The following is a 16,255-nucleotide window of genomic DNA, read 5'->3' as shown; positions in this document are numbered from 1 at the left end:
TGTGTCCTTAGTCCTTCACGGCGCCGCCCAGCCCGGAGACCAGTCGGCGCTGTACGAGTACGAAGAAGACCAGCACGGGGATGGTCATGACGGTGGACCCGGCCATGATCCCTCCCCAGTCGTTGCCCTCGTCCTTGAAGAAGACCAGCAGCGCCATCGGGAGCGTGGAGTTCTCGGTCGCGCTGATGATGAACGACTTGGCGAAGAGGAAGTCGTTCCAGGCGGAGATGAAGGAGAAGACGCTCGTCGCGACCAGTCCGGGGAAGACCAGGGGGAAGAGGATCTGCCACAGGAAGCGGGACCGGCTGGCGCCGTCGAGGTGGGCCGCCTCCTCCAGTGATTCGGGCACCGCCTTGACGAAGCCGCGCAGCATCCAGACGGCGAACGGCAGCGAGAAGGCGATATGCGGCACGATCAGCGAGCCCAGGGTGTTGAGCCCGATGCCCGGCACCGACTCCCCCAGGTCCCGCATCAGGAAGAACATGGGGATGGTCAGGGCCTCGATCGGCACCATCTGGGCGACCAGGAACATGATCAGCAGAGTGGTGCGGAACCGGAAGCGGAACCGGGTGACCGCGGTCGCGGCGAGGAAGGCGATCAGCGCGGAGGCGACCACCACCACGACGGCCACGAAGAGGCTGTTGAGGAAGTAGCGCCCGAAGTCCTCCTGCTGGAAGACGCGCCGGAAGGAGTCCAGCGAGGGCGAGGTGGTCCAGGGGCGGGGGTGGGTGGACTGGATCTCGCCCTCGGGTTTGAAGGCGGAGAGCACCATCCAGTAGAGAGGGAAGGCGACCACGGCGGCCACCAGCAGCGCGGTGGCCTCGGCCAGCAGCCGCCAGGGGCGGCGCACCCGCAGCCGGGCGCGGGAACGGCTCACAGTTCTTCTCCCTGACGTCGCAGCAGCCGCAGATAGACCAGGGTGACCACCAGCAGGATCAGCAGCATCACCACGCCGATCGCCGAGCCCAGGCTGTACTGCGAGGACGCGAACGCCTTCTGGTACGCGTACACGTTGAGCGTGAGGTTCTGCCCGGCGATCCCGCCGCCGTCGGTCATCACATAGATCTGGGTGAAGATCTTGAAGTCCCAGATGATCGACTGGATGGTGACGACGATCAGGATCGGCCGGAGCATGGGCGCCATGACCGAGCGCCAGGTCCGCCAGTGGGAGGCGCCGTCGAGGGAGGCGGCCTCCAGCACCTCCTCCGGGATGGCCCTGATGCCCGCGTAGACGGTGACCATGACGAACGGGAACGAGCACCAGACCACTTCGCACAGCACCAGCGCGAAGGCGCTGTAGCGGTCGTAGGTCCAGGAGTAGTCCTCGAACCCGGAGAGGCCGAGCCACACCAGGGCCTTGTTCACCGGTCCGTAGTCGGGGTCGAAGAGGAAGACCCAGACGGTGGAGCCGGTGATGCCCGGGGTGGCCCAGGCGCCCAGCGCGGCCAGCATCAGCGCCAGCCGCGGCAGGGCGCGCACCCGGGTCAGCAGCACCGCCAGCGCGCAGCCCACCGCGAGGGTGGAGACCACGCACACGGCGGCGAAGACCAGGGTGGCGGTGGTGACCTCCCAGAACTGGCTGTCGCCGAAGAGCTGGGAGTAGTTGGCGAAGCCCTGGAAGGTGGTGGGCTCGCCACCGCTCACCTGGGCCTGGGTGTACTCCAGGAAGGAGATCAGCCCGAGCTGGTAGATCGGGTAGACGAGCAGCCCGGCCAGGACGACGAGGGCCGGGGCGAGGTAGAACCAGGGAGTCCAGGCCCTCCGCCGCCTGGCTCCCGAGGTCCCTCCCCCGCCCGGCCCGCGCCGGTGGGCGGGCGCGGCCGCGCGCGGCCTGCCGTGCTTGGTGGTGGTGCCGGGACTCACTGTGCGAATGCCTCGTCCATTTTCTTCGCCGCGTCGGAGGCGGCGTCATCGACGCTCTTCCGGCCGCTGACGACCTGCTGGAACATGGTGGGCAGCACCAGCTGGGCGTCGATCGCGGCCCATCCGGGATGGGCCGGGACGAACTTGGCGCTGTCCGAGAGGGTCTTGACGAACGGCTTGACGAACGGGTCCTGCTGCGCGACGGCACCCCGGACATCGGTGAACGTGGGCAGGAAGCCCATCGCGCCGAACAGCTTCGTCTGGGTCTTCTTGCCCGCGAGGACCTTCAGCAGCTCGACCGAGAGGGTGCGGTGACTGGTGCTCTTCAGGATGCCCAGATTGTTCCCACCTGCGAACGCGGGGGCCACCTGGCCCTTCTTCACACCCGGCAGCGGGACGACCGCGTACTTGCCCTTGGCCTTGCCCGCCTCGATGGCCTGGTGGTTGAAGTCACCGGCGATCGCCATGGCCGCCTTGCCCGAGGCGAACGCCTGGACGGTGTCGTTGCCACCCCACTGGGCGCACTTGGCGGCCGGGCAGTTGTCGTCCCCGAAGAGCGAGCTGTACGCCTTGATGCCCTTTTTGGCGTCCGTGCTGTCGATGGCCGCGTCGTACTCGTTGGAGCCGAACTTGCCCTTTTCCGTCGCGATATCGCCGCCGTTGGCCCAGATAAACGGCATCGCGGCATAGGTGGAGGCGCCACCCACCGCGAGACCGTACATATTCGGACGCTTGGAGTGGATCTTCTTGGCGGTTGAAATCAACTCGTCCTGGGTGGCCGGCGGCTTGAGGCCGAGGTCCTTGAAGACGTCCTTGCGGTAATAGAGCGCCCGCACCCCGACGAAGAGCGGCGCACCGTACACCTTGCCGCCGATGGTGACCGAGTACTCCGTGGTCGGGTCGGTGTTCATGGCCTCGTCCCAGGCCCCGAACTCCTTGCTGATGTCGAGCAGTCCGCCGTCCTTCACATACCCGGCGGTGTCCGTGTTGCCGTACTCGATCAGGTCGGGAGCGCTCTTGGGGTCGTTGAAGGCCGCCTTGATCTTCTGCGCCCGGGTGTTGACGGGAATGTAGCTGACATCGACCTTTACGTCGTCATGTTCCTTTTTGAAGTCGGCGATGGCGGCATCGACCACGTCTTCCTTCGGCTTGTTGTTGACCTCACGGAAGAGCCAGACCCGCATGGTGCCGGTCTTCTCGTCGTTCTTGGAACTGTTGTCGGACGTGGAGGGCGCACAGGCGGTGGCGGTCAGCCCCGCGAGGACCAGCGCCGCCGCGGGAGCGGTGACACGTCGGGAGAGCATGGGGGGCTTGGACAGCTTCATGGACACCCTTAGCAGCAGGGCGTTGCACATAACGCAACGCGCATTTCGCTCAGCACAACATGCGTGAGGCTAAGGAACGTTGGGTGCCCGCGACAAGAGGTCTCAACCACTCCGTGACACAGGAAGTTTGCCGTTACCGCTTCGGCAACTCTTCGCCGGGGTAGGTCGGTTCGGGGTACGGAACCGCCTCCACCCGTGCGCCCGACCGCTTCAGACGGTCCGTCACCTCGCTCCAGTCCGGCCAGGAGCTCTCGATCCGCGCCAGGACGCGGGCGCTCGCGACGAGGACGATCTCGCACCCCGGGTCGTCCGCCCAGTCCAGGAGGCGCGGCAGGGCCGGCTGCGACGCCGAGACCACACAACTGCCCGCGGACGCGTAGCCGCGCTCCTCCACCAGCCGCGCACAGCGCGCCAGCTGGGCGTCCCAGTCCTTCTCGAACTGGCAGTAGGTGCCCGCGGCTTCCGTGTCGGGCTCGCCGGACTCATCGAGTTCTCGCGCCCCGAACACCAGACAGACCGCACGCGACGCCGATCCGCTCTCCGCACGCCCGCTCATGGGAGCGACACTAGTGGGCGGGCACGGCCGCGGTGCCGGGAACGCGTCAACCGTCACCGGCCGGTGCGGGCGGCGCCCCGGACCACCGCGCGGAAGACGAAGCGGAACGCCAGGGGGAACACCAAACGGAACGCGGCACGTCCGGCCCGCGTCCCCGGGGTGGGGACGCGGGCCGGACGTGCCGCGCGCGGGGCCGTGAAGCGGGGGCGGGGCGCCGCTCAGGGCGCCGGGGGGCTACTTCTTGCCGCCGCCCTTGCCGCCGTCCTTGCCCTTGTCGTCTCCGCCGGAGCCCATGCCCTCGAAGATCTCCTTGCACATCGGGCACACCGGGTACTTCTTCGGGTCCCGTCCCGGGACCCAGACCTTGCCGCAGAGTGCGACCACCGGAGATCCGGAGAGCGCGCTCTCCATGATCTTGTCTTTCTGTACATAGTGGGCATAGCGCTCGTGGTCGCCGTCACCGTGCGACACCTGTGGTGTCGGCTCAACGAGGGTCCCCGTGCCTGCCCCGCGCTCGGGCTCAAGAGTGCTCATACAGCCCTAGGGTACTCATGCCCGCACGGTGCGGCGGATGTGCGACCGGCCACGTTCCGGCCGGTGACCGGCCCAGGACCGCCCCGGGCCCGCCCAGTTCACCGGACTAGTTCAGCGAGGGGTCGTCCGGATAGGTGGCGACCATCGCCAGCTCGCTACGCTGGCGCCGCAGCACCGCCCGCCACAGCCGCTCCGGAGCCGGTGAGGAGACGTCCCCGGGCTCGGACTCCACCACGTACCAGGCGCCGTCGGACAGCTCGTCCTCCAGCTGGCCCGGCCCCCAGCCCGCGTACCCCGCGAAGATCCGCAGACTGCCCACGGCGGCCGCCAGCAGCTCCGGCGGCGCCTCCAGGTCGACCAGTCCGATCGCCCCGTGCACTCTGCGCCACCCGAGTGGTCCGTCCTCGCTGCGCGCCGACTCCCGGCCGCTCTCGCCCGGCACCACGGCCACGCCCAGCGCGGAGTCCAGCGACACCGGACCGCCCTGGAAGACCACCCCGGGCTCCCCGGCCAGCGAGGCCCAGGACTCCAGGATGTCGCCGACCCCCACCGGGGTGGGACGGTTCAGCACCACACCGAGGGAGCCCTCCTCGTCGTGGTCGAGGAGCAGCACCACCGCGCGGTCGAAGTTCGGGTCGGCCAGCGCGGGTGTCGCGACAAGCAGCCGTCCTGTGAGCGAGGACACCTCCGTCATGGCCACATGATCCCGCACATCCGCCCCGGACGGGGAGTGGAATCCGACTCCCGTATGAGGGCAGGTCGGGGCGTACGACAGCAGGAGCGGCGCACGTGACTGTCGGCTCCCCGGCGGAAACGGAACGTGTTCCGTCCGATTCATGACGTCACGACCGGTGCAGGAGGCTTACGGAGGGGGTCTCGGCGGCCATTACTCTTACCTTTTGGCCCCTTGCCCGTCACAGGAACGCGAGACCAGATGACCCGCGAGAACGATGTCCTGCTCGTCCATGGCGGTACGCCGCTCGAGGGCGAGATCCGTGTCCGCGGCGCGAAGAACCTCGTGCCGAAGGCCATGGTCGCCGCTCTCCTCGGCAGTGCGCCGAGCCGGCTGCGCAACGTCCCCGACATCCGTGATGTCCGGGTGGTCCGCGGCCTGCTCCAGCTGCACGGGGTCACCGTGCGCCCCGGCGAGGAGGCCGGTGAACTGGTGCTCGACCCCACGCATGTGGAGAGCGCCAACGTCGCCGACATCGACGCGCACGCCGGTTCGTCGCGGATCCCGATCCTCTTCTGCGGTCCGCTGCTGCACCGCCTCGGCCACGCCTTCATCCCCGGCCTCGGCGGCTGCGACATCGGCGGCCGTCCGATCGACTTCCACTTCGACGTGCTCCGCCAGTTCGGCGCGACCATCGAGAAGCGCGCGGACGGCCAGTACCTGGAGGCCCCGCACCGGCTGCGCGGCACGAAGATCCGGCTGCCGTACCCCTCGGTGGGCTCCACCGAGCAGGTGCTGCTGACCGCGGTGCTCGCGGAGGGTGTGACGGAACTCTCCAACGCCGCCGTCGAGCCGGAGATCGAGGACCTCATCTGCGTCCTGCAGAAGATGGGCGCCATCATCTCCATGGACACCGACCGGACCATCCGGATCACCGGTGTCGACAAACTGGGCGGCTACAACCACCGCGCCCTGCCGGACCGCCTGGAGGCCGCTTCCTGGGCGAGCGCGGCGCTGGCGACCGAGGGCAGCATCTTCGTCCGCGGCGCCCGCCAGCGCGAGATGATGACCTTCCTCAACACCTTCCGGAAGGTCGGCGGCGCGTTCGACATCGGCGACGAGGGCATACGGTTCTGGCACCCCGGCGGCAAGCTCAACGCCATCGCGCTGGAGACCGATGTCCACCCCGGCTTCCAGACCGACTGGCAGCAGCCGCTGGTGGTCGCCCTGACGCAGGCGTCCGGCCTGTCCATCGTGCACGAGACGGTCTACGAGTCCCGGCTGGGATTCACCTCGGCGCTGAACCAGATGGGCGCGCACATCCAGCTCTACCGGGAGTGCCTGGGCGGCTCCGCCTGCCGCTTCGGCCAGCGCAACTTCCTCCATTCGGCGGTCGTCTCCGGCCCCACCAGGCTCCAGGGCTCCGATCTGGTCATCCCCGACCTGCGCGGCGGCTTCTCCTACCTGATCGCGGCGCTGGCCGCGCAGGGCACCTCGCGGGTGCACGGCATCGACCTGATCAACCGCGGCTACGAGAACTTCATGGCGAAGCTGATGGAGCTGGGCGCCAAGGTCGAGCTGCCGGGCGGCAGCGACGCGGTCTGACCCGGCTGCACCATTCCGGGCATATCCGCCCGTGACCGACCCCTGAGCCGGCGCCGGGCCGCTCCCGCGGCCCGGCGCTCGGCGTGAACGGGGCGAGAACGGCGCCAGAAGGCGGCTCAGCGGCCCCGGAACACGGCGAAGGGGCGGCCAACCCCAACGGGTGGCCGCCCCTTCGTACGGACGCTTACTTGCCCTTGGCGGCTTCCTTGAGCTTGGAGCCCGCGGACACCTTCACGCTGTAGCCGGCCGGGATCTCGATCGGCTCACCGGTCTGCGGGTTGCGCGCGGTGCGAGCGGCACGGTGGGTGCGCTCGAAGGTCAGGAAGCCGGGGATGGTGACCTTCTCGTCGCCCTTGGCGACAATCTCGCCGGTCACCTCTGCGAGGGCGGCCAGAACGGCGTCGGCGTCCTTGCGGGTCACCTCGGCGCGCTCGGACAGAGCGGCCACCAGCTCACTGCGGTTCATGTTGTACTCCCGTGTTCATCTTGCCAATGAGGCGTGAGATCGAAGCCGATGCTGCCAGGGCCCTCGGACAGTCCCCGGACCCGGGTCTGCTGTTCAGACCCTCGCGCCCGGAACGCATCCTGCCCCCACCTGTGGCGGGAACGCCAATCCGGAACCCCGGAGAGTCACACGAAAAGCGCCAGGGCGGTCGTTTTTCTGCCCGCCACCCTATGGGTGCGCCCTGGACCCCACAGCACGCGACGCGCCGTGCCCGGCCTAGACCGCCGTGGTACCGGTCACAGCCTTGGCCGCGTCGCGCACGGCTCCGGCGACCGCGCCCGCCACCTTGTCGTTGAAGACGCTGGGGATGATGTAGTTCGCGTTGAGCTCTTCGTCGTGGACCACATCCGCCAGCGCGCGGGCCGCCGCCAGCATCATTTCCGTGTTCACCGTACGGGACTGCGCGTCCAGGAGCCCGCGGAAGACACCCGGGAAGACCAGTACGTTGTTGATCTGGTTGGGGAAGTCCGAGCGGCCGGTGGCGACCACGGCGGCGGTCTGGCGGGCGATCGCCGGGTCCACCTCGGGGTCGGGGTTGGCCAGCGCGAACACGATCGCGTCATCGGCCATGGCGGCCACGTCCTCGGCGCCCAGCACGTTCGGGGCGGAGACCCCGATGAAGACATCGGCCTCCCGCACCGCCTCGCGCAGGGTGCCGGTGACGCCCTCGGGGTTGGTGTTGTCGGCGATCCAGCGCAGCGGGGACTCCGGGTCGGCGGAGACCAGGTCCTGGCGCCCGGCGTGCACCACACCGTGGATGTCCGCGACGACCGCGTGCTTGACGCCCGCGGCGATCAGCAGCCGCAGGATCGCGGTGCCCGCGGCGCCCGCGCCGGACATCACCACCCGCACGTCGCCGATCTTCTTGTCGACCACCCGCAGCGCGTTGGTCAGCGCCGCGAGCACCACGATGGCGGTGCCGTGCTGGTCGTCGTGGAAGACCGGGATGTCCAGCGCCTCGCGCAGCCGGGCCTCGATCTCGAAGCAGCGGGGCGCGGAGATGTCCTCCAGGTTGATCCCGGCGAAGCCCGGGGCGATGGCCTTCACGATCGCGACGATCTCGTCGGTGTTCTGGGTGTCCAGGCAGATCGGCCAGGCGTCGATGCCCGCGAACCGCTTGAACAGGGCCGCCTTGCCCTCCATGACCGGAAGCGCCGCCTTGGGGCCGATGTTGCCCAGGCCCAGCACCGCGGAGCCGTCGGTGACCACCGCGACGCTGTTGCGCTTGATGGTCAGCCGCCGGGCGTCCTCGGGGTTGTCCGCGATGGCCTGGCAGACCCGGGCGACACCGGGCGTGTAGACCATGGAGAGGTCGTCACGGTTGCGGATCGGGTGTTTCGACGACATCTCGATCTTGCCGCCGAGGTGCATCAGGAACGTACGGTCCGAGACCTTGCCGAGGGTGACCCCGTCGATGCCCCGCAGCTCCTCGACGATCTCGTCCGCGTGGGCGGTCGAGGTCGCGGCGATGGTGACGTCGATCCGGAGCTTCTCGTGACCGGAGGCGGTCACGTCGAGGCCGGTGACGGAGCCACCGGAGGACTCCACGGCCGTGGTCAGCTGGCTGACCGCGGTACCGCTCGCGGGCACCTCCAGCCGGACCGTCATCGAGTACGAGACGCTGGGCGCCGTTGCCATGGCCGTCTTCCTCTGCTTTCCCTTGTTTCAGGTGTACGGCCACGGGGAAGCGGCCGCATCCTCAGATGGTTACACCTACCTTCCGGTACCAGGTAACCCGGCCCGACTTTCGGACATATTGTTCTGACATACGAGAGTGGGGTCAGCGGAGTGGAAAGCCCCACTCCTTCGCGCGAACCCCCCGCGAGGCGGACCGTACGCCGACCGCGCCGTCCTAGGCTCTGCCGCGCACAGCGTCGAAGGACAGCGAGGAGCGCAGGCATGGCTCAGGGCACGGTCAAGTGGTTCAACGCCGAGAAGGGCTACGGATTCATCGCCCAGGAGGGCGGCGGGCCGGACGTCTTCGTCCACTACAGCTCGATCGACGGCAGCGGTTACCGCAGCCTCGCCGACGACCAGCGGGTGGAGTTCCAGATCGTCCAGGGCCGCAAGGGCCCGCAGGCCGAAGAGGTCCGCGTCCTGGGCTAGGACACGGACCTCTTCCGATGCGTAGGGTGGCACCGACCCGCCATGCTCGCCTCGCGGCAAGTGGTCGCTCGAAGCGACGAAGGTTGGGCCCGGGGGCTTGGATCGAGCCGGTGCCACAGCAAGGCTAACAAACCATCCCCGGAAGCGATTCCCTCCTCGGGGGTTGATTTCCGGGGCTGTCATCACCCTCCGGGCGGCGCCCGGAGACATCGGCCGCGTCAGTCCCGCAGCAGGTCCGGGACGCCCTGCGGATCCGGCTCGTCCCGCTCCCCCGACACCACCGTCAGCCGCTGGGTGGCCCGGGTCAGCGCCACGTAGAGCACCCGCAGACCCGCCGGGGACTCATCGGCGATCTCCGCCGGGGAGACCACCACCGTCGCGTCGTACTCGAGCCCCTTGGCCTCCAGACTGCCCAGTGCCACCACCCGGTCGCCGAGGCCCTCCAGCCATCCGCGCGCCTGCTCACGCCGGTTCATCGCCACGACCACGCCGACGGTGCCGTCCACCTCCTCCAGCAGCCGGACCGCCTCCGCGCGCGCCGCCGCGCCCAGGCCGCCGTTCTCCCCCGCCGCGAACCGCGGTTCGACACCGGTGGAGCGGACCGCCTCGGGCGACGGGGTACCGGGCATGGCGAGCGCCAGGACCCGGGCCGCCAGGTCCGCGATCTCCGCCGGATTGCGGTAGTTGACGGTCAGGGTGAAACGGCGGCGCGGCCGGGTGCCCAGCGCCTCGTCACGTGCGGCCCCCGCCTCCTCCGGATCGGACCAGGAGCTCTGCGCGGGGTCGCCGACCACCGTCCAGGTGGCGTGCCGGCCGCGCCGGCCCACCATCCGCCACTGCATGGGCGTCAGATCCTGTGCCTCGTCCACGATGACGTGGGCGTAGTCGGTCCGTTCGCGCTCCAGCCGGTCGGCGCGGCCGCGGCGCTGCGCGGTCCGGTCGGCGTGGGTGGTCAGCTCGTCCAGTCCGGTGAGGTGGTCCAGCGGATCGGCCTCCCGGGGCGCGGCGGGCCGGGCGGGGGCGCCCAGCACGGTCTGGAGCTCGTCCAGCAGCGCCACGTCGTGGACGGACAGCGGACCCTGGCCGTCCTCGCCCAGGCGGGTGAGGGAACGGGCCACCAGCCGGGTCTCGCGCGGGTTGAGCACCCGGCGGGACCAGCGTCCGAGCCGCTTCTCGTCGGCCATCGCGGCGAGCACCGAGCGCGGGGTCAGCTCGGGCCACCAGGCGTCCAGGAAGTCCAGGAAGACGTCCTCGGTGGAGATGTCCTCGTCGAACCCCTCCCGGGCCTCGGCGGCCAGCTCGGGGTCGGTGTAGCGCCGCTGGGCGCCGGAGCGCGTCCACAGCGCGTCCAGCAGCAGCCGGCGGGCACGGGGGCGCAGCAGGTTGACCGGGGCGGTGCCGCCCAGCGCGTGCTGGCGGATCCGGCGCAGCTCGTCGGCCTCCAGCTCCACGCGGGCGCCGAAGGCGACCACCCGCAGCCGCTCGGGCGGGCGGCCGGGTCTCTCCCCGCGGCCCGCACCGGGTCTGCCCCCGCGGGGCATCTCCAGGGCGCCGCGGGCGGCCCTGCGCAGCACCTTCTGCATCCGTGAGGATCCCTTGATCCGGGCCACGGCCGGATCGTCGTAGGTGGTGGCCTCGGCGCCGTCCACCAGGGAGCCGACCGCGCGGATGGCGACCTGGCCCTCCTCGCCCAGCGAGGGCAGCACGCCCTCGGTGTAGGCGACCAGCAGCGGGGTGGGGCTGACCACCAGGATGCCGCCCGCGTACCGGCGCCGGTCCTGGTAGAGCAGGTAGGCGGCGCGGTGCAGGGCGACGGCGGTCTTGCCGGTGCCGGGCCCGCCCTCGACCTCGGTGACGGAGGCGGCGGGGGCCCGGATCACCAGATCCTGTTCGGCCTGGATGGAGGCGACGATGTCCCGCATCGTGTGGCCGCGGGCCTGGCCCAGCGCGGCCATCAGCGCCCCGTCGCCGACCACCGGCAGCGCGCCGCCGTCGAGGGTCGCGGTCAGCTCCGGGCGCAGCAGGTCGTCCTCGACCCCGAGCACCCGGCGGCCCTTGCTGCGGATGACCCGGCGGCGGACCACCCGGCCGGGGGCGACCGGGGTGGAGCGGTAGAACGGCGCGGCCGCGGGTGCCCGCCAGTCGATCACCAGCGGGGCGTAGTCGGCGTCCAGCACCCCTATCCGGCCGATGTGCAGGGTTTCGGCGATCTCCGCGCGGTCGCCGTCCTCCCCGGCGCGGATGGCGTCGTCGGCGGGCTCCACCGAGGTGTAGGCCCCGTCCGGACCGCGTTCGCCGTCCTTGCCGAGGAGCAGGTCGATCCGGCCGAAGAGGAAGTCCTCGAACTCGCTGTTCAGCCGGTTGAGGTGGACCCCGGCGCGGAACACCTGGGCGTCCCGCTCGGCGAGCGCGCCGGGCGTGCCGACCTGGCCGCGCTTGGCGGCGTCGTCCATGAGGAACTCCGCCTCGTGGATCTTCTCCTCGAGGCGCCGGTACACCCGGTCCAGATGTGCCTGCTCGGTCCGGATCTCGCGGTCCCGGATCCCGTCCCCGCCGCCCGGCGGCGAAGCCGTGCGGCTGTCATGCGTGGCGTTCTGCGCGGCCACCCAAGCCCCCTTCTGTCTCCCTAGGGCAGCCGTCAACCGTACACCCCTTTTGCACCGGCTCGGGCGTCTCCCGTGCGGGTCGGGCCCGCAGGTCGGACCGGTCACCGCCGATCGCGGCGGTGACCGGGGAGGGCGCCCCGGGCGCCCTCAGAGCTCGACCTTGGCCAGCCGTTCGCCGTCCAGGGTGCGGATCTCGAACCGGGCGATGTCCTCCTGGTTCATCGCCGCGCCGCCCTGGGCGTACAGCGGCTCCTTGCTCCAGCGCGAGCCGTCGCCGTCCTTGACGCCGTAGCCCGAGGTGGGCACGGCCCAGGTGGTCACCGTCTCCTCGTGGCCGTCCTTGCCGACGGCGACCAGGTCGCAGGAGCGCGGGCCCTTCACATTGCCCAGCTTCAGGGCGACGGCGGTGCCCCAGCCCTTCTGTTCGAGGGAGACGGAGGCGTCCACCTTGGTGACGGGGTCGACCGCGGTGAACTTCCGCCGGCCCTCCTCGTAGACCTGCTTGGCCGCACTGGCCACCGGCTTCGTGCCGTCGTCGCCGGAGGAGGAGGTGAGGGCCGCACCCGCGAGCGGGCCGCCGACGATGAGGGCGGCGGCCGCGGCGACGAGGTAGAGCCGCCGTCTGCCGGACGCCTTGCGGCCGGCGGTGACGTCGGCCAGCAGCCGGTCGAGCAGCTCCGGGCCGGGGCCGCTGGTGAGCCCGGCGGGATCCGGGATCGGCCGGCCGTCCGGGGCGGTGGCGAACTCGGCCAGCAGCGGTGGGATGCCCATCAGCTCGTCGAGTTCGGCGGCGCACCGGTCGCAGCCGATGAGGTGCTCCTCGAAGCGTGCCGCGTCGGCGGGGTCGAGCACGCCGAGCGCGTAGGCGCCGACGGCGGTGTGCTGCTGGTCGTCCGCTGCCGGCATCATGCCGTCACCCCCCTTTCCTCGAGCGAGAGCTTCAGGGAGCGCAGCGCGTAGAAGACCCGGGAACGCACCGTCCCCGGCGGTACGCGCAACACCTCGGCCGCCTCACTCACCGTCCGTCCCTTGAAGTATGTCTCGACGAGCGCCTGTCTGTGCGCATCGGTGAGATCGGCGAGGGCGTCGGAGAGGGTCATCTGGCGCAGGGCGCGGTCGATGTCGTCCGCGGCGGGCATGACCTCGAGGGGCGAGGCGTCCACCTCATGGGGGCGCGCGCGGCGTTGGCGGTGGCCGTCGATGACGATGCGGCGGGCCACGGTCACCAGCCAGGGGCGCACCGACCCTCCCGCGCGCTGGAGTTGGTCCGCATTGCGCCAGGCCCGCAGCAGCGTCTCCTGGACCACGTCCTCCGCGCGGTGGCGGTCGCCCGCCACCAAGCGCAGGACGAACGCGAGAAGCGGGCCCGCGTGATCCGCGTAGAGCGCGCGCATCAGCGCGTCGTCCGGTGTCGTCCTCTCGGTCACGAGGGCATCTTTGCGTACGCAAGCCGCCGGGTCGAGGGGGGTACGGGCGGGAATGGCACGGCGTTCACCGTGATTCCTGTGACGTTCACCCCAATTCCGGACTGAACGCTTCCGGGTATTCGGCACGTACTGGAGACCGAGAAGCCGGCACCGGGCGGGTGCCGGTCACCAGGAAGGGCTCCCTCCCCATCTCCGCCCCGCAGGCCCCGGTCCCCCCATCCGGGGCCTGCGTCATGTCTTTTGAGGGCTCGGTTCTCCCCCAGCTACCGCTGGGAGGTGCCCCCGGCCTGGACTAATCCGCCGCGGCATCGCCGTACTTGGTGTCCGCCGCCGGGTCCAGCGCCAGCCGGTAGCCGCGTTTGACCACGGTCTGGATCAGCTTCGGGGCGCCCAGCGCGGTCCGCAGCCGGGCCATCGCCGTCTCCACGGCGTGCTCGTCGCGCCCCGCCCCCGGCAGCGCGCGCAGCAGTTCGGCGCGCGCGACCACCCACCCCGGGCGGCGGGCCAGGGCGCGCAGCAGGGCCATCCCCGCGGGCGGTACGGCACGCAGTTCACCGTCCACGACCGCGGCGTGGCCGCGGATCTCCAGCCGCCGTCCGGCCACCGGCAACGGCCTCACCCGGCCCGGGAGTTCCTGGGACAGCAGCTGGACGAGCGGGCCGAGCCGGAACCGTTCGGGCTGGCTGGTCGGCACGTCGTGGGCCTCCAGCGGCAGGGCGGTCACCGGACCGACGCACGCGGGCAGTACGTCATGGCGCAGCGCTTCGAGCAACTCGCTCTGCAAACCCCGCTGTTCGGCCCGGTCCAGCAGGCTCGCGGCGGCGGGGGCGCTGGTGAACGTGACCGCGTCCAGGGCGCGGGCGACGGTGGCGTCCAGCAGCCGGTCCACCGGTGCGATGTCCTCCGGCGGCATCCAGCGGTAGACCGGCACCCCGACCACCTCCGCGCCGCCCGCGCGCAGCGACTCCACGAAACCGGGCAGCGGTTCACCGTGCAGCTGGACGGCGACCCGGTGGCCGTCGACCCCCTCCTCCAGCAGCCGGTCCAGCACCTCGGCCATCGACTCGGAGGCCGGTGACCACTCCTCGGTGAGCCCGGCGGCACGGATGGCGCCGCGCACCTTGGGGCCGCGGGCCAGCAGCCGGACGCCGCGCAACCGGTCCAGCAGCGCCTCGCCCAGACCCCAGCCGTCGGCGGCCTCGACCCAGCCGCGGAAGCCGATGGCGGTGGTGGCGACGACCACGTCGGGGGCGTGGTCGAGCAACCGCTTGGTGGCGGTGAGCAGCTCGGAGTCATCGGCGAGCGGCACGATGCGCAGCGCGGGCGCGTGCATCACCTCGGCGCCGCGCCGCCGCAGCAGGGCGCCGAGCTCATCGGCCCGGCGGGCGGCGGTGACACCGATGGTGAACCCGGCCAGCGGGCCCACGGTGTTCTGGTCTCGGTGCATGGCTCTCGTCCCGGTTCACTGTCGTATGGGCCCCTCCGGACTCCGCATCCTGCCGCCGCCCCGTGACGACCGCGGTTCGCGGAGGTTACCCAGGTGTAACGCGGCGTACGGCCGGTGGCTTCCCCCCGGCCGTACGCCGCGTGCCGTGCGGCGCGACCCCCGTGAGCCGCGCCGCACCGGCTCAGACGTCCGCGTAGGCGGGTTGCGGCGGAGTCTGCCGCTCCTGCGCCCCGGAGGCCCCCGGCGCCCGTGTCGCGGCCTCGTCGGACGGCGCCGCCGCGCGGCCGCCGCGCAGGTAGACGGCCCAGGTGACCGCGGAGCACAGGGCGTAGAAGGCGAGGAAGGAGACGAAGGCGGGGGTGCCGGAGTGGGCGGTCAGGAACGCCTCCCGGAAGGCGAGGTTGATCCCCAGCCCGCCGAGCGCGCCGACCGCCCCGATCAGCCCCATCGCCGCACCGGACAGCCGCCGCCCGTACGCCGCGGCCTCCTCCCCCGCCAGACCGCGGGCGACGGCCTTGGCCTGGAAGATCCCGGGGATCATCTTGTAGGTGGAGCCGTTGCCCAGGCCGCTGAGGACGAACAGGGCGATGAACCCGGTGAGGAAGATCCCCAGGGAGCGCTGGGCGGAGGCGTGGACGACCACGAGGGCCGCGGCGGCCATGGCGGCGAAGTTCACCAGGGTGATGCGCGCCCCGCCGTAGGTGTCGGCGAGCCGCCCACCGACCGGGCGGATGAGCGAGCCCAGCAGCGGGCCGATGAAGGTGAGCGAGGCGGCCTGGAGCGGGGTGCGGTCGAACTGGTTCTGGAGCACCAGACCGAAGGCGAAGCTGTAGCCGATGAAGGAACCGAAGGTGCCGACGTAGAGCAGCGCCATGATCCAGGTGTGCGGATCGCGGGCCGCCTCCCGCGCCGCGCCGGTGTCGTTGCGCACCGGCGCCAGGTTGTCCATGAACAGCGCCGCGAGCACCGCCGCCACCACGACGAGCGGGAGGTAGACGGCGAGCACGATCCGCGGATGGGCGGCCCCGGCCGTCCCGATGACCAGCAGTGCGACGAGCTGGATCACCGGGACGCCGATGTTGCCGCCCCCGGCGTTCAGACCGAGCGCCCAGCCCTTCTCCCGCAGCGGGTAGAAGGAGTTGATGTTGGTCATCGAGGAGGCGAAGTTACCGCCGCCCACCCCGGTGAGCGCCGCCACCACCAGGAACGTGGTGTACGAGGTGCCCGGTTCCATCACCACGGCGGCGGCGACGGCCGGGATCAGCAGCAGCGCGGCGCTGATCACCGTCCAGTTGCGGCCGCCGAAGCGGGCCACCGCGAAGGTGTACGGCACCCGCAGCACCCCGCCGACCAGGGTCGGCATCGCGACCAGGAAGAACTTCCCGGCCGGGTCCACGCCGTACTCGGGCCCCATGAACAGGACCATCACCGACCACAGGCTCCACAGCGAGAAGCCGATGTGCTCGGACAGGATGGAGAAGACCAGGTTGCGGGTGGCGGTCCGGCGGCCGGTCTCCCGCCAGAACGTCTCGTCCTCCGGGTCCCACCGCTCGATCCAGCGGCCCCCCTTGCGTGCGGTGGTGGTGGTGGTCGGGGCAGTCATCGCGT

General features: G+C 71.0%; 15 protein-coding genes. 2 read left to right on the top strand and 13 right to left on the bottom strand.

The window, feature by feature from the left end; all coding sequences use genetic code 11:
- Positions 1-7: 7 nt before the first annotated feature.
- The 6 genes from AC07FT_RS18210 to AC07FT_RS18185 all read right to left on the bottom strand — a co-directional run bounded on the left by AC07FT_RS18210 (position 8) and on the right by AC07FT_RS18185 (position 4,972).
- Positions 8-877 carry a carbohydrate ABC transporter permease gene (locus tag AC07FT_RS18210; RefSeq protein ID WP_479177069.1) on the bottom strand — a complete coding sequence of 290 codons (870 nt, stop codon included), beginning with the start codon at positions 875-877 and terminating at the stop codon, positions 8-10.
- Positions 874-1,863 (bottom strand): carbohydrate ABC transporter permease, encoded by a 990-nt coding sequence (locus AC07FT_RS18205; protein WP_479177068.1) that lies wholly within the window; start codon positions 1,861-1,863, stop codon positions 874-876. The genes AC07FT_RS18210 and AC07FT_RS18205 overlap by 4 nt, the downstream gene beginning before the upstream one ends.
- Positions 1,860-3,188, bottom strand: coding sequence for an extracellular solute-binding protein (locus tag AC07FT_RS18200; protein ID WP_479177067.1), 1,329 nt, complete (start codon positions 3,186-3,188; stop codon positions 1,860-1,862). Before AC07FT_RS18200 ends, AC07FT_RS18205 begins: the two co-directional genes overlap by 4 nt.
- Positions 3,189-3,321: 133 nt before the next feature.
- The gene (locus AC07FT_RS18195) at positions 3,322-3,744 is read right to left on the bottom strand and encodes a recombinase family protein (protein ID WP_479177066.1); all 423 of its coding nucleotides are present in this window, start codon (positions 3,742-3,744) and stop codon (positions 3,322-3,324) included.
- Positions 3,745-3,978: 234 nt separating this feature from the next.
- Positions 3,979-4,278, bottom strand: a complete 300-nt coding sequence (locus AC07FT_RS18190) for a DUF3039 domain-containing protein (RefSeq protein ID WP_254748266.1) — start codon at positions 4,276-4,278, stop codon at positions 3,979-3,981.
- 106 nt (positions 4,279-4,384) lie between these two features.
- On the bottom strand, positions 4,385-4,972 hold the full coding sequence (locus AC07FT_RS18185; protein ID WP_431775764.1) for a YqgE/AlgH family protein: 588 nt from the start codon (positions 4,970-4,972) through the stop codon (positions 4,385-4,387).
- A 240-nt stretch (positions 4,973-5,212) separates the two neighbouring features.
- On the opposite strand from AC07FT_RS18185, the gene murA reads away from it, so the two are divergent.
- Positions 5,213-6,556: a UDP-N-acetylglucosamine 1-carboxyvinyltransferase gene (gene murA / locus AC07FT_RS18180; RefSeq protein WP_479177065.1), complete on the top strand. Its 1,344-nt coding sequence runs from the start codon at positions 5,213-5,215 to the stop codon at positions 6,554-6,556.
- 184 nt (positions 6,557-6,740) lie between these two features.
- Here the strand turns inward: murA and AC07FT_RS18175 are convergent, their stop codons facing one another.
- Positions 6,741-7,022 (bottom strand): HU family DNA-binding protein, encoded by a 282-nt coding sequence (locus tag AC07FT_RS18175; RefSeq protein WP_014179130.1) that lies wholly within the window; start codon positions 7,020-7,022, stop codon positions 6,741-6,743.
- 255 nt (positions 7,023-7,277) lie between these two features.
- A complete protein-coding gene (locus tag AC07FT_RS18170) occupies positions 7,278-8,699 on the bottom strand; it encodes an NAD-dependent malic enzyme (RefSeq protein ID WP_479177064.1) in 1,422 nt (473 codons plus the stop codon).
- 261 nt (positions 8,700-8,960) lie between these two features.
- Between AC07FT_RS18170 and AC07FT_RS18165 the strand changes: the two genes are divergently transcribed.
- Positions 8,961-9,167: a cold-shock protein gene (locus tag AC07FT_RS18165; RefSeq protein WP_362444227.1), complete on the top strand. Its 207-nt coding sequence runs from the start codon at positions 8,961-8,963 to the stop codon at positions 9,165-9,167.
- 218 nt (positions 9,168-9,385) lie between these two features.
- On the opposite strand, the gene AC07FT_RS18160 is transcribed toward AC07FT_RS18165, so the two are convergent.
- The 5 genes from AC07FT_RS18160 to AC07FT_RS18140 form a co-directional block, all read right to left on the bottom strand.
- Entirely contained in the window at positions 9,386-11,773 is a 2,388-nt protein-coding gene (locus AC07FT_RS18160; protein WP_479177063.1) for a HelD family protein, read from the bottom strand.
- A gap of 147 nt (positions 11,774-11,920) precedes the next feature.
- Positions 11,921-12,682 carry an anti-sigma factor family protein gene (locus AC07FT_RS18155; RefSeq protein ID WP_479177062.1) on the bottom strand — a complete coding sequence of 254 codons (762 nt, stop codon included), beginning with the start codon at positions 12,680-12,682 and terminating at the stop codon, positions 11,921-11,923.
- Positions 12,679-13,200, bottom strand: coding sequence for a sigma-70 family RNA polymerase sigma factor (locus AC07FT_RS18150; RefSeq protein ID WP_308358591.1), 522 nt, complete (start codon positions 13,198-13,200; stop codon positions 12,679-12,681). The genes AC07FT_RS18155 and AC07FT_RS18150 overlap by 4 nt, the downstream gene beginning before the upstream one ends.
- A gap of 292 nt (positions 13,201-13,492) precedes the next feature.
- Positions 13,493-14,647: a uroporphyrinogen-III synthase gene (locus AC07FT_RS18145; RefSeq protein ID WP_479177061.1), complete on the bottom strand. Its 1,155-nt coding sequence runs from the start codon at positions 14,645-14,647 to the stop codon at positions 13,493-13,495.
- A gap of 181 nt (positions 14,648-14,828) precedes the next feature.
- Positions 14,829-16,250, bottom strand: a complete 1,422-nt coding sequence (locus AC07FT_RS18140) for a nitrate/nitrite transporter (RefSeq protein WP_479177060.1) — start codon at positions 16,248-16,250, stop codon at positions 14,829-14,831.
- Positions 16,251-16,255: the final 5 nt, after the last annotated feature.

Source organism: Streptomyces sp. NPDC045899, from assembly GCF_056431485.1.
The sequence above is the reverse complement of the archived record's forward strand: the minus strand, read 5'-3'. Positions and strand labels throughout refer to the sequence as shown.

Coding starts and splice junctions, on each gene's coding strand:
- AC07FT_RS18200 (WP_479177067.1), bottom strand. CDS start 3,188: ATGAAGCTGTCCAAGCCCCCCATGCTCTCCCGACGTGTCACCGCTCCC.
- AC07FT_RS18195 (WP_479177066.1), bottom strand. CDS start 3,744: ATGAGCGGGCGTGCGGAGAGCGGATCGGCGTCGCGTGCGGTCTGTCTG.
- AC07FT_RS18190 (WP_254748266.1), bottom strand. CDS start 4,278: ATGAGCACTCTTGAGCCCGAGCGCGGGGCAGGCACGGGGACCCTCGTT.
- AC07FT_RS18185 (WP_431775764.1), bottom strand. CDS start 4,972: ATGACGGAGGTGTCCTCGCTCACAGGACGGCTGCTTGTCGCGACACCC.
- murA (WP_479177065.1), top strand. CDS start 5,213: ATGACCCGCGAGAACGATGTCCTGCTCGTCCATGGCGGTACGCCGCTC.
- AC07FT_RS18175 (WP_014179130.1), bottom strand. CDS start 7,022: ATGAACCGCAGTGAGCTGGTGGCCGCTCTGTCCGAGCGCGCCGAGGTG.
- AC07FT_RS18170 (WP_479177064.1), bottom strand. CDS start 8,699: ATGGCAACGGCGCCCAGCGTCTCGTACTCGATGACGGTCCGGCTGGAG.
- AC07FT_RS18165 (WP_362444227.1), top strand. CDS start 8,961: ATGGCTCAGGGCACGGTCAAGTGGTTCAACGCCGAGAAGGGCTACGGA.
- AC07FT_RS18155 (WP_479177062.1), bottom strand. CDS start 12,682: ATGATGCCGGCAGCGGACGACCAGCAGCACACCGCCGTCGGCGCCTAC.
- AC07FT_RS18145 (WP_479177061.1), bottom strand. CDS start 14,647: ATGCACCGAGACCAGAACACCGTGGGCCCGCTGGCCGGGTTCACCATC.
- AC07FT_RS18140 (WP_479177060.1), bottom strand. CDS start 16,250: ATGACTGCCCCGACCACCACCACCACCGCACGCAAGGGGGGCCGCTGG.